Annotated in this window: 18 protein-coding genes; 9 read left to right on the plus strand and 9 right to left on the minus strand. The window is 72.7% G+C overall.

Annotated elements, in window-relative coordinates:
- Both ACZ6R6_RS39860 and ACZ6R6_RS39865 read right to left on the minus strand, forming a co-directional pair.
- A complete protein-coding gene (locus tag ACZ6R6_RS39860) occupies positions 1 to 234 on the minus strand; it encodes a hypothetical protein (RefSeq protein ID WP_306858372.1) in 234 nt (77 codons plus the stop codon).
- 4 nt (positions 235 to 238) lie between these two features.
- A complete protein-coding gene (locus ACZ6R6_RS39865) occupies positions 239 to 1,597 on the minus strand; it encodes a S8 family peptidase (protein WP_470102120.1) in 1,359 nt (452 codons plus the stop codon).
- Between the two features lie 170 nt (positions 1,598 to 1,767).
- Here ACZ6R6_RS39865 and ACZ6R6_RS39870 point away from each other — a divergent pair, with 170 nt between their 5' ends.
- Positions 1,768 to 3,813: a spermine/spermidine synthase domain-containing protein gene (locus ACZ6R6_RS39870; protein ID WP_470102121.1), complete on the plus strand. Its 2,046-nt coding sequence runs from the start codon at positions 1,768 to 1,770 to the stop codon at positions 3,811 to 3,813.
- 69 nt (positions 3,814 to 3,882) lie between these two features.
- Here the strand turns inward: ACZ6R6_RS39870 and ACZ6R6_RS39875 are convergent, their stop codons facing one another.
- Complete coding sequence (locus ACZ6R6_RS39875) at positions 3,883 to 5,664, minus strand: LCP family glycopolymer transferase (RefSeq protein ID WP_470102135.1); 1,782 nt, start codon at positions 5,662 to 5,664, stop codon at positions 3,883 to 3,885.
- Between the two features lie 143 nt (positions 5,665 to 5,807).
- A complete protein-coding gene (locus ACZ6R6_RS39880) occupies positions 5,808 to 6,893 on the minus strand; it encodes a neutral zinc metallopeptidase (RefSeq protein WP_470102122.1) in 1,086 nt (361 codons plus the stop codon).
- A gap of 724 nt (positions 6,894 to 7,617) precedes the next feature.
- Between ACZ6R6_RS39880 and ACZ6R6_RS39885 the strand changes: the two genes are divergently transcribed.
- Positions 7,618 to 8,484, plus strand: coding sequence for a LysR family transcriptional regulator (locus tag ACZ6R6_RS39885; protein WP_306858377.1), 867 nt, complete (start codon positions 7,618 to 7,620; stop codon positions 8,482 to 8,484).
- Positions 8,485 to 8,571: 87 nt separating this feature from the next.
- Positions 8,572 to 9,405 (plus strand): dihydropteroate synthase, encoded by an 834-nt coding sequence (gene folP, locus ACZ6R6_RS39890; protein WP_470102123.1) that lies wholly within the window; start codon positions 8,572 to 8,574, stop codon positions 9,403 to 9,405.
- Positions 9,406 to 9,739: 334 nt separating this feature from the next.
- On the opposite strand, the gene ACZ6R6_RS39895 is transcribed toward folP, so the two are convergent.
- From ACZ6R6_RS39895 to ACZ6R6_RS39915, 5 genes are all read right to left on the minus strand, one after another.
- Positions 9,740 to 11,158 (minus strand): pyridoxal phosphate-dependent decarboxylase family protein, encoded by a 1,419-nt coding sequence (locus ACZ6R6_RS39895; protein WP_470102124.1) that lies wholly within the window; start codon positions 11,156 to 11,158, stop codon positions 9,740 to 9,742.
- Positions 11,159 to 11,371: 213 nt separating this feature from the next.
- Entirely contained in the window at positions 11,372 to 12,013 is a 642-nt protein-coding gene (locus ACZ6R6_RS39900; RefSeq protein ID WP_470102125.1) for a TetR/AcrR family transcriptional regulator, read from the minus strand.
- A 123-nt stretch (positions 12,014 to 12,136) separates the two neighbouring features.
- The gene (locus ACZ6R6_RS39905; RefSeq protein ID WP_470102126.1) at positions 12,137 to 12,820 is read right to left on the minus strand and encodes a TetR/AcrR family transcriptional regulator; all 684 of its coding nucleotides are present in this window, start codon (positions 12,818 to 12,820) and stop codon (positions 12,137 to 12,139) included.
- Positions 12,821 to 12,879: 59 nt separating this feature from the next.
- Positions 12,880 to 14,310, minus strand: coding sequence for a sensor histidine kinase (locus tag ACZ6R6_RS39910; RefSeq protein ID WP_470102127.1), 1,431 nt, complete (start codon positions 14,308 to 14,310; stop codon positions 12,880 to 12,882).
- Complete coding sequence (locus tag ACZ6R6_RS39915; protein WP_306858385.1) at positions 14,300 to 14,974, minus strand: response regulator transcription factor; 675 nt, start codon at positions 14,972 to 14,974, stop codon at positions 14,300 to 14,302. The genes ACZ6R6_RS39910 and ACZ6R6_RS39915 overlap by 11 nt, the downstream gene beginning before the upstream one ends.
- A 184-nt stretch (positions 14,975 to 15,158) precedes the next feature.
- Between ACZ6R6_RS39915 and ACZ6R6_RS39920 the strand changes: the two genes are divergently transcribed.
- The 6 genes from ACZ6R6_RS39920 (at position 15,159) to ACZ6R6_RS39945 (ending at position 21,608) form a co-directional block, all read left to right on the plus strand.
- On the plus strand, positions 15,159 to 16,295 hold the full coding sequence (locus ACZ6R6_RS39920) for a LolA family protein (RefSeq protein ID WP_470102128.1): 1,137 nt from the start codon (positions 15,159 to 15,161) through the stop codon (positions 16,293 to 16,295).
- A 148-nt stretch (positions 16,296 to 16,443) separates the two neighbouring features.
- Positions 16,444 to 17,421 (plus strand): ABC transporter ATP-binding protein, encoded by a 978-nt coding sequence (locus ACZ6R6_RS39925; protein ID WP_470102129.1) that lies wholly within the window; start codon positions 16,444 to 16,446, stop codon positions 17,419 to 17,421.
- 13 nt (positions 17,422 to 17,434) lie between these two features.
- Entirely contained in the window at positions 17,435 to 18,451 is a 1,017-nt protein-coding gene (locus tag ACZ6R6_RS39930; RefSeq protein ID WP_470102130.1) for an ABC transporter permease, read from the plus strand.
- A 197-nt stretch (positions 18,452 to 18,648) separates the two neighbouring features.
- The gene (locus ACZ6R6_RS39935; RefSeq protein WP_470102131.1) at positions 18,649 to 19,638 is read left to right on the plus strand and encodes an AraC family transcriptional regulator; all 990 of its coding nucleotides are present in this window, start codon (positions 18,649 to 18,651) and stop codon (positions 19,636 to 19,638) included.
- 245 nt (positions 19,639 to 19,883) lie between these two features.
- Positions 19,884 to 21,107: a styrene monooxygenase/indole monooxygenase family protein gene (locus ACZ6R6_RS39940; protein WP_470102132.1), complete on the plus strand. Its 1,224-nt coding sequence runs from the start codon at positions 19,884 to 19,886 to the stop codon at positions 21,105 to 21,107.
- Between the two features lie 9 nt (positions 21,108 to 21,116).
- Positions 21,117 to 21,608 (plus strand): flavin reductase family protein, encoded by a 492-nt coding sequence (locus tag ACZ6R6_RS39945; RefSeq protein WP_470102133.1) that lies wholly within the window; start codon positions 21,117 to 21,119, stop codon positions 21,606 to 21,608.
- The last annotated feature ends 112 nt before the right edge of the window (positions 21,609 to 21,720 follow it).

Here is a 21,720-nt window from a genome sequence, read left to right on the forward strand (position 1 = left end):
TCAGCCCGGCGGGCCGTAGGGCTCGATCCTCGGGTCGGCGTAGGGGCCGCCGCCCGCCTCGGGGTCGATCCGGCGGGCGGCCTCCTCACTCACCCGCAGGCCGTACAGGCCCTGACCGGGATCGATGAGCACCAGGCCGTAGCCGGTGTCGACCTCCTCCTCCGACAGCCCCAGGCGGCGCATCGCCTGTGTGAGTGTCGCCTGGGGCGGGAGCCGTACAGTGACAAGGACCATGCCTTCACGCTACGCGCATCGCCCTGCGGCGCAATGCGGCGAGTATCCCCGATGTGTCGGTGACGCCGTAGCCGTAGTCGTAGTCGAATCCGATGTCGCTGCGGTCGTCGGCGGTGCGGCGCAGCAGGGTGCGCAGTTGGGCGGGGGTGAGGGCGGCGGAGGACCACCGGGTGCGGATGGCCGCGACCAGGCCGGCGGCCACCGGGCAGGCGGCCGAGGTGCCCGAGTCGGGCTCGCCGTCGCCGAAGGCCTTGGAGCCGGAGAAGTGGGTGTAGGAGCAGACGTCGGGCTTGCGGAGGGTGAGGCGGCCGGGCCCCTGGGAGGAGTATCCGACCCGCTCGCCGTTGGTGTCGACGCCCCCGATGGACAGCACGCCCGGATGGGAGTTGGCGCCCGCGATCGGCCGGTCCGGGTAGGCGCACCGCCGGTCCTTGCAGTCGCGCCCGCAGTTTCCGGCGGCGAACAGCACGTCGGCGCCGGCCTGCTCCAGGCTGGAGATGATGAGGTTGAACGGGTGCGCGGGGTTGTCGGAGTAGTTGCCCGGGTGGCCGACGGGGAAGTCCCAGCGGGGGGAGAAGGAGCCCCAGCTGTTGGTGATCACCAGGGAGCGCGACTCCGCGGGCTGAGCCTCCAGGACGGTGCGCAGGTGGGCGAAGGCCGCCACCGCGTCCGACAGCAGGCCGTCCAGGGCCGAGCCGCCGGGGCGCTGGGAGAGCAGCACGGGGATGTCGATCAGCGACGCCCGCGGGGCGGCGATGAGCGCGTCGAAGGCGCACATCGTGCCGTGGTTGACCGGGAACTCGCCCGGCTCGCCGCTCACCCCGTCGGGGCTCCAGCTCCGCTCCCTGTCCAGCAGCAGGTCCCGGCCGAGATGGCGCTTGACGTGCGCGGCGTTGATGCCGGTGTCCAGCACCGCCAGCGCGACGCCCGCCCCGTCGAGACCCTCGGCGCGCAGCTCGGCGGCGTGCACCAGCCGCTCCACGTCGTGCCAGTCGCCCACGGGGGCGTCGCCGCCGCAGGTGAGGTTGGTCTCGATCACCGGGTCGGCGTAGATCCCCACGACGTCGTTGCGGAGGGTGGGCAGCAGGGTGAGGCGGGTGGACAGCTCGTCGTCGGAGATCTCCCCGCGGACCATGACCGAGGCGTCGTCGGCGGCGAGGGAGAAGGTCAGCGCCTGGTTCAGGGAGAGGGGGTCGCCCCCGGCCACGGGCACGGGACGCGGCACGGCGACCGGAGTGTAGGAGGGGTCCAGGACGACCCCGGGCAGCTGGTCGGCGACGTCGGCCGTCGTCGTGGTCACGCCGGGATCGGCCACCGCCGCGACGACGTCCGGGGAGGGGCGGAGCTGGATCAGGACCCGCATGGTGCACCACCAGGATTCGGGGGATCGGACTCCACCACGTTCCTTCATCCGCCTCGATCGCGTCCAGCCATTCAAACCAGCGTGTATCGGTATCAGCCCACCTGAAGCCCGCAAACCGCCGACACTTATTTCCTTCCCTGGGGGCATGACGGTCACTAGCGTTGGACGGCATGACCGCAGCGGCGGAGACGACGCCACCCCCCCATCCCGATGTCCTGTCCACGCACTGGCTGGGCACCCGGCCGAGACTGGTCGTGGCCAGCGCGTTCATGCTCTTCCTGGAGCTGGCGCTGATCCGGTGGACCGGATCGAACATCGTGCATCTGAGTTACTTCACGAACTTCGTCCTGCTCGGCTCGTTCCTCGGCATCGGGCTCGGGTTCCTCCGGGTGGGGCGCACGAGGCGGCAGCCGTACTACTCGCCGATCGTGCTGGCCGTCCTCGTGCTGGTCATCCTGTTCTTCCCGGTCACGGTGGACCGGCAGACCGAGGGCGTCCTGTACTGGACGAGCCTGAGCACCCAGGGGCCGCCGCCCTGGCTGATCCTGCCGGTGATCTTCGCGGCCGCGGCGGTGGTGCTGATGGGCCCGGCCGAGCTGGTCGGGCGGTGCTTCCCCGAGCTGGACCGGCTGGAGGCCTACCGCTACGACCTGATCGGCAGCCTCACCGGCATCGCGCTGTTCACCGCCCTGTCCTTCCTCAGCGCGCCCCCGGTCGTGTGGGGGGTGATCGCCGCGGCCGCCTACATCGTGCTGCTGTGGCCGCGCAACGCCTGGGGGAGGGTCGCACTGGCCGTCCCGTCGCTGGTCGTCGTCGGAGCGCTCGCGGTGGAGACGCTGACGGCGGGGGCGCTGTGGTCGCCCTACTACAAGGTGACCTACGACCGGCTCGACTACGCCGGCGTCCCGGTGATGGACATCCAGGTCAACGGCATCCCGCACCAGCAGGCCGTCCCGGCGGCCAGCCGGCTCCAGTGGGAGCGCCAGTACGCGCTGCCGTACGAGCGGGCCGCGGCGCGGAAGCTGGACGACGTCCTGATCGTCGGCGCGGGCAGCGGCACCGACGTGGCCATCGCGCTGTCCAAGGGCGCCAAGCACGTGGACGCGGTGGAGATCGACCCCAAGCTCCGCGAGCTCGGCGGGACCTACCACCCCGACCGGCCCTACGCCGACCCCCGCGTCACCACGGTCGTCACCGACGGCCGCGCCTTCCTGGAGCGCACCTCCGGCAAGTACGACCTGATCCTCTTCGCGCTGCCCGACTCGCTCACCCTGGTCTCCGGGGCGAGCTCGCTGCGGCTGGAGAGCTACCTGTTCACCCAGCAGGCCATGGAGGCGGCCAGGGACCACCTCAAGCCCGGCGGCACCTTCTCGATGTACAACTACTACCGGGAGAGCTGGCTGGTGGACCGGCTCGCCGCCACCATGCAGGCCGCCTTCGGCCACAAGCCGTGCGTGGACATCGTCAGCGAGACCGGCCAGCAGGCCGTGATCACCGCGGGTCTCAGCCCCCAGGCGCAGAGCTGCGGCGCGGAGTGGGCCGGCGCGACCGCCGCCACCCCGCCGCCGACGGGCGACGACCGGCCGTTCCTCTACCTGAAGGACCGCACGGTCCCGCAGATCTACATCATCACCCTCGGCCTGATCCTGATCGTGAGCATGCTCGCCGTCCGGGCCGTCGCCGGACCGTACACCCGGATGCGCCCCTACGCCGACCTGTTCCTGCTGGGCGTGGCCTTCCTGCTGCTGGAGACCAAGAGCGTGACCGGGTTCGCGCTGCTGTTCGGCACGACCTGGGTGGTCAACGCCATCGTGTTCGCCGGGGTGCTGGTCGCCGTGCTCGCCGCGGTGGAGGTGACGCGCCGCTTCAGGATCCCGCCGCTGCCCGTCATGTACGGCGTGCTCCTCGGCGGGCTGGTGCTGGCCTGGCTGGTGCCCAACTCCTGGCTGCTGGGCCTGCCGCTGCCGCTGCGGGCGCTGGTCGCCGTGGTAGTGGCGTTCCTGCCGATCTTCGCGGCCAACGTGGTGTTCGCCAAGCGCTTCGCCGACTCCGGCGACGGCACGACGGCCTTCGGCGCGAACCTGCTGGGCGCGATGGTCGGCGGCTGCCTGGAGTATCTGGCGCTGGTCATCGGCTACCAGGCCCTGCTGATCGTGGCGGGCCTGCTCTACCTCGGCGCCTTCGCCCTGCTGCCCCGCGGGGCCAAGGTCGCCTGAGCGCCGGCGGGAAAGACGGTGGCCCGGCTCCTCCCCAGGGGAGCCGGGCCACGCGGGCGCGAGGAGGGGTCAGAACCCGCAGAGCTCGCCGAGGGACTTGGCTCCCTTGCCGTTCTGGGTGGGGGTCTGGCTCGGCCGGACCGTCGCGGTCCCGCTGGGCGTCGGGGCGGGGGAGGCGCCGCTCTCGCCGGGTGAGGCCGTCGCGCCGGGTGAGGCGGTCACGCCGGCCGCCAGGGCGCGGCGGCTGGGCTGGAGCGACTGGCGCAGCGCCTTGGCCGCCGCGGTGCGGATCTTCGGCCAGTCGGGGGAGCCGGTGTAGAACTCCGGTGGCACGAACTGCAGGCTGGTGATCCTGGCGTTCTTGACCCTGAGGCCGAGGTCGGTCACGTGCTCCAGCAGCTCGCGGGGGATGTTGGTCTTGGCCATCCGCTTGGCCACATTCGCGATCTTGACGAAGTTGGTGAGCACCACCTGGGGGGTGGCCTGCTGGGCGAAGGCGCCGATGACGCACCGCTGGCGGGCCATGCGGGAGAAGTCGTCGCTGCCGACGCGGGAGCGCCCGTACCAGAGCGCCTCCTCGCCGGACAGCGTCTGGTAGCCGGCCTTGATCGTGCCCGCGGTGCCGTAGAGACCGCCCCACTTGACGTCGGTGTCCACCCGGATCTTCAGCCCGCCGATGGCGTCCACCAGGTGGGCGAAGCCGAACATGTTCACCAGGGCGTAGTAGTCGATCTTCAGGTTGAGCGTGTGGCCGATGGCGTCCATGAGCGCCCGGGGGCCGCGCTGCTCGTTCTTGCCCGGCACGATCTCGGGGTGGTCCTCGCCGTACTGCCAGACCTCGTTGAGCAGGCCGCCGTTGGGCAGCTCGCGCATGAAGCCGTTGGGGAAGTGCTTGGCGAGCGGGGTGCCGGGGGTGAAGCGGACGTGCTGCAGGTTGCGGGGCAGACTGAACATGACCGTGTTGCCGGTGGCGACGTGCACGCTCGCCACGGTCATGCTGTCGGTCCGCACGCCCTCCCGGTTGCCGGCCCCGTCGCCGCCGATGAGCAGGAAGTTCACCCGGTCGCGCCCGCCCCACGGGTCCTCGTGCTTGATCGGGACCGCCGTCGGGTCGTCCTTGACGGTCGGGAAGAGGCTGTTGGCCGTCTCCTTGACGGTCAGCACCGTGCTCGCGGCCAGCGCGAACGGCGCCATCACCGACACGCACAGCAGGCCGACCACGATGCCCGAGACGACCTGCCCGCCGCGGTTCAGCCGGTTGGGTTTCAGGGAGATGTAGGACGACAGCACCAGCAGGAACCAGACGAGCGCGCCGAGCCCGGCGATGAGCGCCCCGGCCAGGAGCGTGCCGTCCCGGGTGATGAAGCCGGTGTTGCCCGATCCGTACATGATGAGACCGCCGGCCAGCGCGGCCACCAGCAGCACGCCGAAGACGCCCAGCAGGATGTAGCCGGTGCGGCGGCGCCCGGCGCGCAGGTGCGCCGCGCCGGGCAGGACCGCCGACAGCAGGGTCCAGCCGATGAGCGAGGCGGTCGTCAGCGGCCTGGCGAACTGCGGCCGGCCCTTGCCCTCGGGGGCCTGGCCGGGCGCCGGAGAGCCGGCGGCGGACGCCGGCCCGGGCTCCCCGGCCTGCCCCCGTGCCGGTGCGGGTCCCCCCGTCTGCGCGGAGGTCTCCGCCGTCCGCTCGGGCTGTCCGGCCTGGCCGGTCTCCGGCCCCCCTCCGGCCGGCGCTCCGGGGAGGTCCTGCGCGCCGCCGGTGCCGGGCTGCGCTTCACCGCCCGGGCCGCGCCGCCGAGTGCGCCGTTTCCCGCCGTCGCCGGCGGGATCCCCCGAGTCTTGCCCAAGGCGCATCGTCACACCGCTTCCTACGTCTTATCCCGGTCAACCTGGCAAAACGGCCAAGATTCCCCGATTTCACAGAATTGCCAGGATTCTAGTCCCCATACCTGGACATGACAGACAGATGACCAATTCTCGGTTAACGGTCATCTAAGCTACGACGTCGTCGAAGCGGGGGCCAGCCAGGTGTTGCACTGGAAGGTCTTGTTCTTCTCGTAGCCCTGGCGGAACCAGCGATTGTTGTTGGCGGGCGAGCCGTGGTCGCGGGGGTGGCCCGGCCAGTCGCCGACCCGCGAGTAGAAGTAGTAGAGCGTGTTGCGCCGCGCCGGGGTCACCGGGTAGCTGGCCGAGACCGAGCGCATGAACATCGCGCCGAAGCAGGTGGCCTGGAGCTCGAAGCGGCGGCTCAGCGCGAGCCTGCCGCTCTGGCTGCTGGAGCGCGAGGTCTGCTCCCACCAGGAGTCGGACAGGCCCGACATCTGCTGCACGTGATGCCCGTACTCGTGGGCCATCATGCTGACGATCGTGCCGTGCCAGTCGGTGATCCCGGCGTACTCCTTCACCAGGGCCGTGGTCGAGGCGTAGATGGTGAAGTTACGCGGGCAGTAGTACGGCACGTTGCTGCCGGCCGAGGGGTAGTCCCCGCAGGCGCCGCGCCCCCGGGTGGAGGCGATGGCGTAGCCCGGGCGCTGCCAGCTCAGTCCCTGCGCGCGCATGATCTGCGACCAGCCCCTGTCCAGGCAGCTGGACGTCCTCATGATCAGTGCCTTGAGCTGGCTGCCGCTGCGGACGCTGGGCGAGCCCACCGGGCAGTTCACCCTGGGCAGGCCGCCGGTCCGGTAGAGGGTGTTGTTCTTCAGGCTGGTGTTGAGGGTCTGCCGCCTGGCCGGGACCGTGTCCGAGGTGGGCTCGGCCGAGGAGGTGGGCTCGGCGGAGGAAGTGGGCTCGGTGGAACGCGATTCGGCGGGCTCCGGTGAGGTGGGGCTGCTCGTGGGCCGGTCGAACGGGCTGAAGGTGGGGATCGCGACCGGTGAGACCGGGTCCGCGTGGCGGTTGTTCTTGATCAGCGCGCCGACCACCACGAGCCCGACGAACACCAGCGCGACCACGCCGAAGATGCCGCCGATGATCGCCCCGGCGCCGCCGCCGGAGCGGGGACGCTGGGGCTGCCACTGGGGCGGCGGATACGACGGCCGCCGGTGCCGGGGGTCCGGCGGCGGGGGCGGCTGGCCGTACGGCATCCGCCCCTGCGGCGGGGGCGGGTATCCCTGTGCCGGGGGCGGCGGGTATCCCTGTCCGGGGAGTGTCGGGTGTCCCTGGCCGGGCGGGGGCGGGTATCCCGGCCCCGGACGGCCCTGGGGCGGCCCTTGAGGCGGTCCCTGCGGCATGGGCTGCTGCGGCGGATATGCCTGGGGCGGTCCCTGCGGAGGGCGGCCCCGGTCCGGCGGGGGCGGCCCGGGGGCCGGCTGCGGCGGATGGCCGTGACCCGGGGGGAGGCCCTGTCCCGGCGGGGACGGGAGATAGCCCTGCCCCGGAGGCGGCGGGTAACCCTGGCCCGGAGGCGGGTAGCCCTGGCCTGGCGGCGGGTAGCCCTGGCCCGGAGGCGGCGGGTAGCCCTGGCCCGGCGGCGGTGGATGACCCTGGGGCGGTCCTTGCGGAGGTCCCTGGTGCGGTCCCTGCGGCGGGGCGGGGGCCCAGGCGGGCGGCTGCTGGGCGGGGTACGGGTGTCCCTGGGGCGGGGGTGGTGGTGGAGGGTAGTGCCCGTTGCCTGTCACGCTGTCTCCCCGTTAACCCGAGCGTCCGATATGGCATGAAAGCCCGGACCTTTGCCGAATTTGGGGCGTAAGCATACTGATTTCTCACCCGTCACGGATGTCGCTGCGTTCGATTACATTCCGAAATCATCCGAGGTGATCTCCGCGATGTGCGGGACCGGGCCGGGCACTGTGATTTAGCTTCAAAACCATGAATCTGCAGCAGCTCCGCTATGTGGTCGCGACGGCGGAGCACCGCACCATGACCGATGCGGCCAGGTCGCTGTACATCGCACAACCTGCGCTTTCCCGTGCGATCAGAGACCTCGAACGAGAACTCGGGATGACGTTGTTCGCCCGTTCCGGGCGTGGCGTGGTCGTCACGGCGCAGGGGCGCCGGGTGGTCAAGCTCGCCAGGGAGGCGCTCGACGCGGTCCGCGAGATCGAGGAACTGTCCAGCCACGGAGACTCGGAGGCCGAACTCCGGATCGCCTCCACCCCCAGCCTCGAACCGGGGCTGGCCGGGCGTCTCCTCCCCGCCTACAGTGCCGAGCACCCCGGAGTGCGCGTGCACATCGTCCGCTGTGACGGACGGGACGGCGTGGTCAACGCCATCAGGGACCAGCGGGCCGACCTCGGCCTGACGGACCTGCCCGTCCCCGCCGACCTGATCAGTCACCCGCTGGAGCGTCAGGAGATCGTGCTGATCTCCCCGCCCGGCCTGGACCTGCCCGACCCGGTGCCGATGAGCAGGCTCAACGGCATGCGACTGGTCCTGCCGGTCCCCGGCAGCGCCCGGCGCAGGGAGTTCGACGCGCTGTTCGCCAAGTACGGCGTCGCCCCGGTGCCGACCGTGCAACTGGACGAGCGGGGCAACTGGCTCAACACCGTCCGCTCGGGCGCGGCCTCCCTGCTCTGGTACCGGGGGATGGCCGAGCAGGCCGCCCGGGCCGGGCTGGTGGTCCGTCCCCTCGATCCCTCGGTCCGCCGGGTGATCGCCCTCGTCCACGCGCGGCGGCGGCTGCCCGCCATCGCCCAGGAGTTCCTGTCGGTGGCCGAAGGTGGGTCGGCCGCCTAGGAACGTCACGTCCTTCCCGAAACCCCCCAGAGGCGGCGCAGGTGGGAGCGCCTGCCTCTCCGGCACCGGGCGATAGGCTCGGTCTCGATGACTATCTTGCGCCTGCGTGGCCGTGAGTTCCGGCCCGGCGAATTCGCGATCATGGCGGTGGTCAACCGCACCCCGGACTCCTTCTTCGACAAGGGGAGGACCTACGGCTTCGAGGCCGCCCTGGAGGCGGTGGACGGGGCCGTCGACGGTGGCGCGGACATCGTGGACATCGGCGGCGTCAAGGCGGGTCCCGGCGACGAGGTGGACCCCGCCGAGGAGATCCGCCGGGTGGCCGATCTGGTCGCGGCGGTCCGGGAGCGCCACCCCCGGTTGATCATCAGTGTCGACACCTGGCGGGCCGAGGTCGGCGAGGTCGTCGCCGAGGCGGGCGCCGACCTGCTCAACGACACCTGGGGCGGGGTCGACCCCGCGCTGGCGGAGGTCGCCGCCAAGCACGGCATCGGGCTGGTCTGCGCGCACGCCGGCCGGGTCGCCCCCCGCACCCGCCCGCACCGCATCGCCTACGCCGACGTGGTCGCCGACGTCATCGGCTACACCGTCGAGCTCGCCGAGCGGGCAGTCGCCGCCGGGGTCCGCAGGGAGTCGATCCTGATCGACCCGGCGCACGACTTCGGCAAGAACACCTGGCACTCCCTGGAGGTCAGCCGCCGCCTGGACGAGATGGTGGCCACCGGCTGGCCGGTGCTCGTCGCGGTCTCCAACAAGGACTTCGTCGGTGAGACCCTCGGCGGTCTCCCGGTCGACGAGCGCCACGCCGGCACCATGGCGACCCTGGCGGTCTCGGCCTGGCAGGGTGCCCGGGTCTTCCGGGTCCACGACGCGGCCTCCGCCCGCACCGCGCTGGCCACCGTCACCGAGCTGCGGCGCTAGCCCCGGGCGGAGCAGGAGACGGGGGCCCGCCGGGGCCCGTCCCCGGGCGGCGCGGCCCCGCGCCGGGCCCGGCCGGGAACAAGGTCGGGGAAAAGGTCGGGCCACCCGCGGGGGGGGGACGGGTGGCCCGATGGCGAGACGGGACGTGTCTCGCTTTTCGCGTGGTCCTGCCGCCGCCGATCCCGGCGCCGCCGGGGCCCGTGGAGGGCGACCGGCACGCCTCCGCGAGGTGCGCGGGCGGAGATCGGACATCCCCATCGTCAACCAATGAGGATATTTACCGCAATATCCTGACTTGGGTAAATCAATTTGTTATGTACGTCGGCCGGCCCGCTCAGGCGTAGATCACCGACAGGAAGCGGATCAGGACCGCCTCGCGCCTGTCGGCCGGCAGCGCGTCCAGGACCGCGTTGACCACGGCCATCTCCGGCTGACCCGGCCCGCCGAGCTCCACCCCGACGGCCGCGGCGAGCTCGCCGAAGGCGGCGTCGTCCAGCGCGTCCAGGTCCAGCTCCGCGACGAGCTCCACCAGCCCCTCGGGCAGGGTCGCCGGGCCGCGCTCCCGCGCCGCCGCGGCGGACTCCGCGATCACCTCCAGCATCGCCTCCACCCCCCGCAGGGTCACCCCGGTGACCGTGACGTGGATGTTGGCCGGGATCCCCGCATAGGAGAGCTGCGGCTGCAGGAACCAGCCGCGCCTGCGGGCCTCGTCGGACAGCACGAACACGTCCACCTCCTCCGAGCCGAAGGCGACCAGGGCCGAGTCGGGGTCGCCGAGCACCCGCAGGCCGGGGATCTCCGCGATGCCCTCGCGCAGCCGCCGGGCCGCCGCCAGGGTGGCGCGGCCGAGTTCGAGGTAACCCTCCCGGCCGAGGGCCTGGAGGGTGGCCCAGGCGCCGCCCAGCGGACCGGCGGACCTGGAGCTCTGCACGGTGGCGTTGATGACCGTGTAGCCGGGCCACGACGCCGACGCGAAGTAGGCCCTGCGCCGCAGCGCCGGGTCGGCGAACAGCACGACCGAGGCTCCCTTGGGGGAGTAGCCGAACTTGTGCAGGTCGCAGGAGAGCGAGGTGACCCCGGGCACCGACAGGTCGAACGGCGGGACCCGCGCCCCGGCTTCGCGCAGCCACGGCAGCAGCCACCCGCCCACGCAGGCGTCCACGTGGCAGAGCACGCCGCGCGCGGAGGCGGCCGCGGCGATCTCGGCGACCGGGTCCACCACGCCCTGCGGGTAGGAGGGCGCCGAGGCGACCACCAGCACCGTGTCCTCGGTGATCACCGCCTCGACGGCCGCCGCGGAGGCCCGGAACGTTCCGGGATCGACCGGCACGGCGTCCACCGTCACCCCCAGGTAGTGCGCCGCCTTGTGGAAGGCCGGGTGCGCGGTGACCGGGACGGCCATCCGGGGGCGCCCCGGCACCTGCCGCGAGTCCCGCGCGGCCTTCACCGCCAGCATGATCGACTCGGTGCCGCCGCTGGTGAAGATGCCGCAGCCGCCGCCCAGCAGTTCGGCGACCGCGCCGACGACCTGCTTCTCCATCTCCACCACGCTGGGGAACGCGGTCGGGTCGAGGGTGTTGACCTCCAGCATCTCGAAGTAGGCCCGGGCCGCGGCCTCGTGCACCTCCGGCCGCCCGGTGTCGTACACGTACGCGGTCACCTTGCCTCCGCGTACCGGCAGGTCGTCCTCCTTCAGCCGGGCGATCTCGGCGAGCAGTTCCTCGACGTCCCGGCCCTTCTCAGGCAGGTTCATGGATCTCCTTGGGGGATGCGGCTCGGGCAGGCCGGTGGTGGGCGATGACGAGAGGGAGGCTGAGCAGCCGTCCGCGGCCGAGCGGGGGCGCGGCCGCCGCGGACCGCGAGGGGGGATGTCCAGGTGGCAAGGAGGGCTCCGGGGAGGAGAGGGAGGGGAGGGGGGAGGGGACTCCGGGGAGGAGAGGGGGAGGGGGCATCGGGAGAGGCGGGGTCAGGTGGGAGGGTCTCCGTGGAGATGGGCGGTGAGGTGCATCATCCGATGGAGATGGGCGCGGAACCTGCGCATGGCCCGGGGGTCGTCCATGCGCCTGCGGTTGCCCCGCTGGTCGAGCACCCCGCTCTGGGAGAAGCTGTTGGCGCACCAGATCATCGACCAGATGAGGTATTCGATGTCGACGTCGCGGCAGATGTATCCGGCGGCCACCGCCGGTTCGAGCGCGTCCCAGATGAGACCGCTCAGCGGCTGGGTGTAGCGCCACTCCAGCTCGGTGACGTCGCTGGCGTCGGACAGCCAGCGGTGCATCCACAGCGCCGGCATCTCGGGGTAGGCCAGGCACAGGTCCAGGTAGTGGTCGATGAGCTGGTGCATGAGGGCCGACGCCTCTTCGGGGCTCGCCACGGAGGTGTTCTTGAGCACCCCTTCCAGGGAGGCCAGCTCGACCTGGTACATCCGTTCCATGACCTCGAGATACAGCTCGCGCTTGCCGCCGATGCGCCCGGTGACGGCGGCGACGTTGAGCCCGGCGGCCTCGGCGATCTGGCTGACGGAGGTCGCGTCGTAGCCCAGGGCGGCGAACAGCCTGGTCGCGACCTGCAGGATCAGCTCCCGCTGACCGCCATCAGCGGAAGTCATGAAAATGACGCTAGATCCGGATACATGCCTTGGCCAATCACCCGACGGACAAGCCTCGGTCAAGATAGCGGAAGCCGTACGACGGCCTCCGGACGGGGGCCGCGCCCCTGCGCGGCCGAACTGTCAGAAGGGACCTCCGAGAGGCGGGGGAGGGCCGGGCGCCGGGGGAGGGCCGCCGGGGGCCGGGGGCGCGTCTCCGGGCAGGGCGAGCACGCAGTGCAGCATCTGGTGCATGTAGGCGCGGAAACGCCGCAGGGTCTCCGGATCCTCGGCGCCGACGCGGTTGCCGTCCTCGTCGAGCACCCCGCCGCGGGCGAAGGCGTGGGTGCACCAGATCACCGACCAGATCACGTACTTCAGGTCGGGGGAGCCGGAGGTCAGGGGCGCGAGGGCCTCGGTGACGTACTGGACCAACGGCTGGACGTAGTACCGGTCCAACTCGGTGACGTCGCTGGCGTCGAACAGCCAGCGGTGCATCCACAGCGCGGGGAACTCGGAGTTCTGGGCGCAGAAGTCGATGTAGTCGTCGATGAGGCGGTGCACGGCGGCGGTGGCCTCCTCCGGCGCCGCGGCGGCGATCTCCCGGACCGACCTCTCCAGACCGGCCAGCTCGGCCTGGTGCGCGCGTTCCATGACCGCCATATACAGATCCCGCTTCGAGCCGACAGACTCGGTGACGGCGGCGATGTCGAGCCCGGCGGCCTCGGCGATCTGGCTGACGGAGGTCGCGTCGTAGCCCAGGGCGGCGAACAGCCTGGTCGCGACCTGCAGGATCAGCTCCCGCTGACCGCCATCAGCGGAAGTCATGAAAATGACGCTAGATCCGGATACATGCCTTGGCCAATCACCCGACGGACAAGCCTCGGTCAAGATAGCGGAAGCCGTACGACGGCCCGCAGGCCGGGACGGGCGTCCTCCAGGTGGACCGCGCCGCCGTGGGCGTGGACGGTCTCGCGGACGATGGCCAGGCCGAGCCCGGCCCCGCCCTCGTCGCGGCTGCGCGCGCTGTCCAGCCGGGTGAAGCGGTCGAAGACCCGCTCCCGGTCGGGCTCGGGGATGCCGGGACCGTCGTCGGTGACGGTCAGCACCGCGTCGGCACCGTCGACGCGCAGCTCCACCGCCACCGGGGCGTGGGTGTGCCGCAGCGCGTTGTCCACCAGGTTGACCAGCACCCGCCCCAGATCCAGCGCGTCTCCGGCCACCACGATCGCCCCGTCCGTCCCCTCCGGGGGCGCCGGTGGGCCGGGCAGGCCGCCGATCCGCACCGTGACGGCCTCGCCGTACCGCTCGACGGCCTGGGGGACGAGCTGGTCCAGCTCCACCGGCTCCCGGCGGCGCGGCGCGCCGCCGCGCTCGTCCAGGCGGGCCAGCGCGAGCAGGTCCTCGGCCAGCCGGGCCAGGCGCATGGTGTCTTCCAGCACCCCTTCGGCCGTCTCCTGCCAGTCCTGGCCGTGCGGGTGGCCGAGCGCCACCTCCAGCTGGAGCCGGATGCTGGCCAGCGGGCTGCGCAGCTCGTGCGCCGCGTCGGAGACCAGGGCCCGCTGCCGGGCGTCGGCCTTCTCCAGCCTGGCCAGCATGTCGTTGAGGGTGACGGCCAGGCTGTGCACCTCGTCGCGGGCCTCGGGCACCGGCAGGCGCCGGGACCGGGCGGTGTCGGTGATCTCCTCCGCGCCCCGGCGCAGCGCGTTGATGGGCCGCAGGGTCCTGCCGATGATCATCCAACTGGCCCCGCCGAGCAGCACCAGCAGCAGCGGCGTGCCGCCGAGCAGCACGTGCCCGGCCGTGGTGATGCTGGCCTGCACCTCGCTGAAGGGACGCGCGGCGATCACCGTCAGGCCCCGGTCGGCGCTGAGCACCCGCACGCGCAGCACGTGCGGGATCCCGTACGGCTCGCCGTTCAGGAACCGCGCCCGGCCCTCCCTGACCGCCGCCGCCCGCTCCCCGGAGTTCAGCAGCGGGACCAGCCGGTCGGTGCCGGCGGTGGCGTGGGTGATCCGCCCGGCGCCGTCGATCACCTGCAGGAGGGTGCCGTCCGGCGAGGTCAGCTCGCCCGGCAGCCGCTCGGCGTCGGCCAGCGAGACGGTGCCGCGGGCCCGCTGGTAGATCGAGTCGTCGATGGTGGACAGCAGCGACCTGCCGAGCACGCCGATCATCACCCACGCCGAGACCACCAGCGCCGCCGCCAGCACGGCCGAGGCCACCGCGGTCAGCCGGAAGCGCAGGCTCTTACGCCGCCACCAGCCCACCGTGCGCCGCCCGCCCCGGGCGCCCGCCCGGGACGGCCCCTCAGCCGCCATCGCCGGCCAGCCGGTATCCGGCCCCCCGGACCGTCTGCAGCGCGCTCCGGGAGAACGGCGCGTCGATCTTGCGGCGCAGGTAGCCGACATAGACCTCGACCACGTTGGGATCGGTGTCGAAGGTGTCCCAGACGTGCTCCAGGATCTCCGCCTTGGAGACCACCTCGTCGTGGCGGCGCATCAGGTATTCCAGGAGCGCGAACTCCCTGGGCGTCAGCTCCACCGGCGTCTCGCCCCGGTGGACCCGCCGCCGCGCGGGATCCAGCGACAGGTCCCCGGCCTGCAGCACCGACGGCCGCCGGCCGGCGCCGCGCCGCAGCAGCGCCCTCAGCCTGGCCACCAGCACGACGTAGGAGAACGGCTTGGTCAGGTAGTCGTCGGCGCCCAGGTCGAGCCCGTCGGCCATGTCGTACTCGCCGTCCTTGGCCGACAGCATCAGGATCGGCACCCAGTTCTCCTCCGCCCGCAGATGCTTGCAGACGTTGTATCCGGAGATCCTGGGCAGCATGATGTCCAGCACGACCACGTCGTAGTCGCCGTGCCTGGCCAGGTGCAGGCCGTCCTCGCCGTCGTGCGCGAGATCGACCGCGAACCCCTCGGCCTGCAGCCCGCGCTGGAGCGCCGCGGCCATCCGCCGCTCGTCCTCCACGACGAGAACCCGCATCTCCCACCTCCTCCGCTGTCGGACCCATCTTCGACCAGCCGGCCTGAGAGGCGGCTGAGAACCCTGTGAGTTCTCTCAGTCTGTCTCAGCTCCGGCACAGGACCGTTCACGCAAGCTGCAAACGTCAGGGATTGACGGCATACCGTGAGGGAGTGACATGTCAGAGCGAGCGAGACGAGGCCGCATGGTGAGGTGGAGCGTGCCGATCGCCGCGGTCGCGGTGGTCGCCGGCGCGATCGGCGCGGGCCCGGTGATCGCCGCGGTCCAGGGGGAGCCGGTGCTGCCCGAGCGCACCGCCGAGCAGTTGCTGGCCGACGCCGCCCAGGCCGCCAGGTCCGGCCTGAAGCCCATGTCGGGCACCGTGATGCAGACCGCCTCCCTCGGCCTGCCCGGGCTGCCGGAGGTGGCGGGCATGGGCGGCACGTCGCCCGCGGCCCTGCTGGCCGGCTCGCACGAGCTCAAGGTCTGGTACGGCGGCGCCGACCGGCTCCGCTTCGCCCTTCCCGGGCGGATGAGCGAGACCGACCTGATCGTCAACGGCGACCAGGCGTGGCTGTGGGAGAGCGAGGCGAACAAGGCCACTCGGCTCAAGGGCGTCGACCAAGTGGAGCGTGACCACGACAAGGCCCTGCCCACGGCCACCACCCCGCAGCAGCTCGCCCAGGAGGTGCTGGAGCGGGCCGACGCCGGCACCGCGGTCAGCGTGAGCAACACCGAGAAGGTCGCCGACCGGCCGGCCTACCAGCTCGTCCTGACGCCCAAGGACACCTCCTCGCTGGTCAAGGAGGTCAAGCTGGCGCTCGACGGGGAGACCCTCGTCCCGCTGCGGGTCCAGGTCTACGCCAAGAGCGCGGCCGAGCCGGCCTTCGAGGTCGGCTTCACCTCGGTGACGTTCACCCCTCCCGCCCCGGACAACTTCACCTTCACCCCGCCGGCGGGCGCGAAGGTGGAGGAGAAGTCGCTCGCCGACCTGGCCCGGGGCCCGGCAGCCGGGCAGGAGAGGGCCGGGCAGGTGAGGGCCGAGCTGCTGAAGGGCGCGGTCACGACCGTGGGTGAGGGCTGGACCACGGTCGCGGTGCTCCCGCTCCCCGAGCAGGCGCTCACGGGCCAGGCCCGGCAGCAGGACGGGCGCCCCGCCGGCCAGGACACGGCCGCGATCGCCGACGCCCTGATGAAGTCGGCCAAGCCGGTCAGCGGGGCGTGGGGCAGCGGCAGGGTCATCCAGACCAAGCTGGTCTCCGCGCTGCTGACCGACGACGGCCGCCTGCTGGTCGGCGCGGTCACCCCCGAGAAGCTGACCGAGGCGGCCGGGCGGAAGTGAGCGAAATGCCGGGAGACACGCGACTCCTGGCGGGCGGCCGCGGAGACCGCGACGGCGGGTTCCACGGTGCGGGGCTCGACGAGAACCCGGGGGCGTCCACGGGGCGCCCCCGCCCGCCCGCCGTACCACGCCGACCGATGGGAGAGCAGTGCTGACCGTCCAGGAGGCGACGCCGCCCGCCGCGGTCCCCGCCGAAGACTGCTCGCTCGTCACCCGCGGGCTGACCAAGCGGTTCCGGGGCGGTCAGGTGGCCGTGGACGGCCTCGACCTGGCCGTGCCCCGGGGATCGGTCTTCGGCTTCCTCGGCCCCAACGGCTCGGGCAAGACCACGACCATCCGCATGCTGCTCGGCCTGGCCGCGCCGACCGCCGGCACCTGGGAGCTGCTCGGCACGCCGATGCCGGCCGGGATGCCCGCGGTACTGTCACGGGTGGGGGCGCTGGTCGAGGGGCCGGCGTTCTATCCCTACCTGTCGGGTGAGGCGAACCTGCGCCGCTACGACGCCGCCGACCCGGCCGCCGACCCGCGCACGGCCGCCGCCCGGATCGGGCTGGCCCTCGACCGGGTGGGGCTGGCCGCCGCGGCCCGCAAACGCTACCGGGCCTACTCGCTGGGCATGCGCCAGCGGCTGGCCATCGCCGCGGCGCTGCTCGGGCCCAGGGAGCTGCTGATCCTCGACGAGCCGACCAACGGCCTCGACCCGCAGGGCACCCGCGAGGTGCGGGGACTGGTGAAGGAGATCGCCGCCGAGGGGACGACCGTGTTCGTCTCCTCCCACCTGCTGGCCGAGGTGGAGCAGATGTGCTCCCACATCGCCGTCATGCGGAGTGGGCGGCTGGTCGCCCAGGGGCCCATCGCCGACCTGCGGGCCGGGGAGGTGGCGCGGATCCGGGTGGAGACACCCGACACCGCCGAGGCGGCGGCCGTGCTCGCCGGCCTCGGGCTGGCAGGGGTCCGCGCCGGTGACGGCGAGGCCGGTGCCGAGCTGGGCTCCGCCGCCCCGGAGCGGGTCTGCGCGGCGCTGGTGGCCGCCGGCGTCGCCGTGCGCGGCCTGGCGGTGCAGCGGCCGAGCCTCGAGGACGTGTTCGTGGGCCTGACCGGGGAGGGGTTCGATGTCAACGGTTAGCGGGGGAGAGGTCATGGCCGCCGGCACGGGCGACGCGCCGTCGGCGGGGACGGGATCCGCGCCGCCCGCGCCCGCCGTACCCGGCGCTGGCACGGGCACGGGCACGGGCACGGGTACGGGTCCCGGCGCCGCCACCGGTCCCGGCATGGGCTCCGGTGCCGGCGCGGGCACGGGCACGGGGGCCGCCCAGGCGCGGGCGGTGGGCGCCCCCCGGGCGTGGCTGAGGCTGCTCGGCTCGGAGGTGGGGCTGACCTTCCGGCGGCCGAGGAACATCGCCATGCTGTCCGTTCTCGCCCTGGTCCCGGTGCTGATCGGCGTCGCGCTGCGGACGTTCGGCGGGCAGGGTGAGAGCGACGGCGGCCCGTCCATCTTCGGGCAGGTCACCGGGAACGGGCTGTTCCTCACCTTCGCCGCGTTCTCGGTCCTGGTGCAGTTGCTGCTGCCGGTCGCGGTGGCGGTGGTCGCCGGAGACTCCATCGCCGGAGAGGCGGGCATCGGCACGCTGCGCTACCTGCTGGCCGCCCCGGCGGGCCGGAGCCGGCTGCTGGCCGTCAAATACGCCAACGCCGTCGTCTTCTGCCTGGCGGCCGTCACCTCGATCGCGCTGTCCGCGCTGATCACCGGGCTGCTGCTCTTCCCGGCCGGCCCGATCACCCTGCTGTCCGGCGGGACGGTCCCCCTGCTCGACGGCATCCTCAGGATCGGCCTCGTCGTGCTGTACGTCACCGCGGGCATGGCGGCCCTGGCCGCCGTCGCGCTGGCGCTGTCGACGCTGACCGAGGTTGCCGTCGGCGCCATCGCCTCGACCGTGGTGTTCGTCATCGTCGCCCAGGTGCTCGGTGTCGTCCCGCAGCTCGCCGGGCTCCAGCCGTACCTGCTGAGCCGCTGGTGGAGCGGCTTCGACGGGGTGCTGCGCGATCCGGTGGCCACCGGCGACATGGGTCAGGGCCTGCTGGTCTTCGCCGCCTACGCCGTGGTCTTCGGCTCGCTCGCCTGGGCCCGCTTCACCGGCAAGGACGTCACCTGCTGAGCCTCCGTCGGCGGGCCGGGCCCGGGCGCTCGGAGGCCGCGCGGCGTGGGCCGCGCGGTCTCCGCGTATCCGTGCGCGGCCTCTGCGTATTTGTACATGGTCGGGCGCGCCCGCAAGAGGGATCATCGGCGTGTCCGGTCATGCGTGGTCCCGCGCCGCCGTAAGCGGGCGATGGACCCCCGACGGTGGGAGCGTCGATGGGTGAGGCGCGGCAGCGGGTCCCGCTCGGCAACAGGTCGCTTTTCGGCACCCGGGACCTCGACGAGGCCCGTGAGCAGGTGGCGCGGGTGTTCTGCCCGCACCGGCTGGAGCTGACCGGTGAGGTGTCGCGGCTGGCCGCGCGGTTCAACTCCGCCCAGCTCGGCGCCGTGCGGGTGAACTACCTGGACTACGGGACCGACGTCCGCATCGAGCCGGGGGAGCTGGAGTCCTTCTTCCTGGTGCAGATCCCGCTGGCCGGGCGCAGCCTGATCCGGTGCGGCCGGCAGGAGATCGTCTCGACCCCCGGGCTGGCCTCCCTGCCCTCGCCGTCGGAGCACCTCGACATGCGCTGGGAGGCCGGCTGCCCCCAGCTGATCGTCAAGTTCGACCGGCCGGCCGTCGAGGACGCGCTGGAGCGGATGCTGGGGGAGCGGCTCGACCGGCCGATCGTCTTCGACCTGGGCATGGACATGACCGCCGGCTGGGCGCGGGCCTGGAGGGCGATGGCCGACCTGATCGTCGGGGAGGCCGAGCACGACGACGGGCTCGCCGTGCAGCCGCTGGCGATCGCCCATCTGGAGAACGCGATGCTCACCTCCCTGCTCACCATGCAGCCGTCCAACTACCACGAGCGGCTGAACGCCCCCCGCGCCCCCGCCGTGCCCAAGGTGGTGCGCCGGGCGATGGAGTTCATCGACGGCCACGCCCACCAGCCGCTGACGACCGACGACGTCGCCCGCGCCGTGGCCGTCAGCGGCCGCTCGCTGCAGGAGGGCTTCCGCCGCCATCTCGGCCTGACCCCGATGACCTATCTCAGGGACGTGCGCCTGGGCCGGGTCCACGAGGAGCTGACGGTCGGCGACCCCGCCCGGTGCACCGTGACGGGCGTGGCGGCGCGGTGGGGTTTCCTGCACCAGGGGCGGTTCGCCGCGGCCTACCGCACGCGGTACGGACAGGCGCCGTCGCAGACGCTGCGCGGCCACTGACCGCCCGGCGTCGACCGTCCGGTGTCGACCGTCCGGCGCTGACCGCCCGGCACCGACCGTCCGCTGCGGTCCGTCCGCCGTTCCCCGCCGGCCGTCCGCCGGTGGTCGGGGAGGCGCTCCGGAGGATTCCGCGCCAGACGGATGGGACCCGCGCTGAGCGGATGGCCCGTGCCGCAGCGGCCGCCGTACCTTTTCATCAGGCGCCGCCAGACCCCCTCCCTCCCACCTGGAAAGGACAGATCGTCATGCGCAGAATCCTCATCGTCGGGGCCGGCCAGGCCGGCCTCCACCTCGCAGCCGGCCTGCTGCGCAACGGCTACGACGTCACCGTCGTCTCCAACCGCACGCCGGAGGACATCCGCGACGGCCGCGTCATGTCGGGCCAGGCCATGTTCGGCACGGCCCTCGGCCATGAGCGCGAGCTCGGCCTGGATCTGTGGGCCGACCGGTGCCCGCCGATCGACGGGATCCAGTTCACCGTCCCCGGTCCCGACGGCGGCCGGGCGATCGACTGGGCGGCCCGGCTCGACACGCCCGCCCGCTCGATCGACCAGCGGCTGAAGATGCCCGTCTGGATGGGCGAGGTGGAGCGGCTCGGCGGCAAGATCCTCATCCACGACGCGACGGTGGAGGACCTGGAGGCGTACGCCGCCCAGTACGACCTCGTCCTGGTCGCCGCCGGCAAGGGGCCGATCGCCTCGCTGTTCGAGCGGGACGGGTCGCGCTCGCCGTACGACGTCCCGCAGCGGGCCCTGGCCGTCACCTACGTCACCGGCCTCACGCCCCGGCCCGGACACTCGGCGGTGTGCTTCAACCTGATCCCGGGGGTCGGAGAGTACTTCGTCTTCCCCGCGCTCACCCTCACCGGCCCCTGCGAGATCATGGTGTTCGAGGGGGTCCCCGGCGGGCCGATGGACTGCTGGGCGGACGTGCGCACCCCCGCCGAGCACCTGGCCAGGAGCCGGTGGATCCTGGAGACCTTCCTGCCGTGGGAGGCCGAGCGCTGCGGCGGCGTCGAGCTCACCGACGAGGGCGGCGTCCTGTCGGGCCGGTTCGCCCCGACCGTCCGCAGGCCCGTCGCGGCGCTGCCCTCCGGAGCCGCGGTCCTCGGGGTCGCCGACGTCGTCGTGCTCAACGACCCGATCACCGGCCAGGGCGCCAACAACGCCGCCAAGTGCGCCGTCTCCTACCTGTCGAGCATTCTGGAGCACGGCGAGCGGCCCTTCGACGCGGCCTGGATGGAGCGGACCTTCGAGCGCTACTGGGACGGCGCCCGGCACGTCACCGCCTGGACGAACGCGCTCCTGGCGCCCCCGCCGCCGCACGTGCTGGAGCTCCTCACCGCGGCCGGCCGGCTGCCCGAGGTGGCCGGCCGCTTCGTCAACGGCTTCGACGACCCGTCGGACTACGCCGGCTGGTTCATGGACCCCGCCGGAGCGGGCGAGTACCTGGCGCGGATCGGCGCCTGAGGAGACATCATGAGATCGCTACGCGAGGCGCTCGGCCAGTTCGCGACCGGGGTCGCGGTGGTCACCACCGCGACCCCGGCCGGGGACCGGGCCGGAGTGACCGTCAACTCCTTCACCTCCGTCTCCCTCGACCCGCCGCTGGTCCTGTGGTGCCTGTCCAGACGGGCCCCGAGCGCGCCGGTCTTCCTCGGAGCCGGGCGGTTCACGGTCAACGTCCTGGCCGCGGGTCAGGACCACCTGTCGCGGCGGTTCGCCACCCCGCTGCCCGACAAGTTCGCCGGGGTGGAGACCCGTCCGTGTCCCGACGGCGTGCCGGTGCTCGCCGGGACGCTGGCCTACTTCGCCTGCCGTACGGTGACCACCTACGACGGCGGCGACCACCTGATCTTCGTCGGGGAGGTCGAGCGCTTCCAGCGCTCGGCGGGCGAGCCGCTGGTCTTCCACTCGGGCGGCTACCGCGAGTTCGCCGCGGCGGGCCGGGCGGTCGCGAGTGTCGCGTGACCGTCCGGCCCCCGGTAGCCCTAGTGGAGGGCGGTGGCGCGGTCCAGAGCGGGCGGCGTCACCGTCGCCTCGCCGGCGAGATGGGCGCGGAACGCCTCGTAGTCACGGCTGC

Source organism: Streptosporangium sp. NPDC048886 (genome assembly GCF_055586905.1).

What these genes read in the sequence shown, in the direction of transcription:
- ACZ6R6_RS39865 (WP_470102120.1), bottom strand. Translation starts at nt 1,597, where the DNA reads ATGCGGGTCCTGATCCAGCTCCGCCCCTCCCCGGACGTCGTCGCGGCG.
- ACZ6R6_RS39860 (WP_306858372.1), bottom strand. Translation starts at nt 234, where the DNA reads ATGGTCCTTGTCACTGTACGGCTCCCGCCCCAGGCGACACTCACACAG.
- ACZ6R6_RS39915 (WP_306858385.1), bottom strand. Translation starts at nt 14,974, where the DNA reads ATGCGGGTTCTCGTCGTGGAGGACGAGCGGCGGATGGCCGCGGCGCTC.
- ACZ6R6_RS39935 (WP_470102131.1), top strand. Translation starts at nt 18,649, where the DNA reads ATGGGTGAGGCGCGGCAGCGGGTCCCGCTCGGCAACAGGTCGCTTTTC.
- ACZ6R6_RS39905 (WP_470102126.1), bottom strand. Translation starts at nt 12,820, where the DNA reads ATGACTTCCGCTGATGGCGGTCAGCGGGAGCTGATCCTGCAGGTCGCG.
- ACZ6R6_RS39870 (WP_470102121.1), top strand. Translation starts at nt 1,768, where the DNA reads ATGACCGCAGCGGCGGAGACGACGCCACCCCCCCATCCCGATGTCCTG.
- ACZ6R6_RS39875 (WP_470102135.1), bottom strand. Translation starts at nt 5,664, where the DNA reads ATGCGCCTTGGGCAAGACTCGGGGGATCCCGCCGGCGACGGCGGGAAA.
- ACZ6R6_RS39940 (WP_470102132.1), top strand. Translation starts at nt 19,884, where the DNA reads ATGCGCAGAATCCTCATCGTCGGGGCCGGCCAGGCCGGCCTCCACCTC.
- ACZ6R6_RS39945 (WP_470102133.1), top strand. Translation starts at nt 21,117, where the DNA reads ATGAGATCGCTACGCGAGGCGCTCGGCCAGTTCGCGACCGGGGTCGCG.
- folP (WP_470102123.1), top strand. Translation starts at nt 8,572, where the DNA reads ATGACTATCTTGCGCCTGCGTGGCCGTGAGTTCCGGCCCGGCGAATTC.
- ACZ6R6_RS39930 (WP_470102130.1), top strand. Translation starts at nt 17,435, where the DNA reads ATGGCCGCCGGCACGGGCGACGCGCCGTCGGCGGGGACGGGATCCGCG.
- ACZ6R6_RS39910 (WP_470102127.1), bottom strand. Translation starts at nt 14,310, where the DNA reads ATGGCGGCTGAGGGGCCGTCCCGGGCGGGCGCCCGGGGCGGGCGGCGC.
- ACZ6R6_RS39885 (WP_306858377.1), top strand. Translation starts at nt 7,618, where the DNA reads ATGAATCTGCAGCAGCTCCGCTATGTGGTCGCGACGGCGGAGCACCGC.
- ACZ6R6_RS39920 (WP_470102128.1), top strand. Translation starts at nt 15,159, where the DNA reads ATGGTGAGGTGGAGCGTGCCGATCGCCGCGGTCGCGGTGGTCGCCGGC.
- ACZ6R6_RS39880 (WP_470102122.1), bottom strand. Translation starts at nt 6,893, where the DNA reads ATGCCGTACGGCCAGCCGCCCCCGCCGCCGGACCCCCGGCACCGGCGG.
- ACZ6R6_RS39900 (WP_470102125.1), bottom strand. Translation starts at nt 12,013, where the DNA reads ATGACTTCCGCTGATGGCGGTCAGCGGGAGCTGATCCTGCAGGTCGCG.
- ACZ6R6_RS39895 (WP_470102124.1), bottom strand. Translation starts at nt 11,158, where the DNA reads ATGAACCTGCCTGAGAAGGGCCGGGACGTCGAGGAACTGCTCGCCGAG.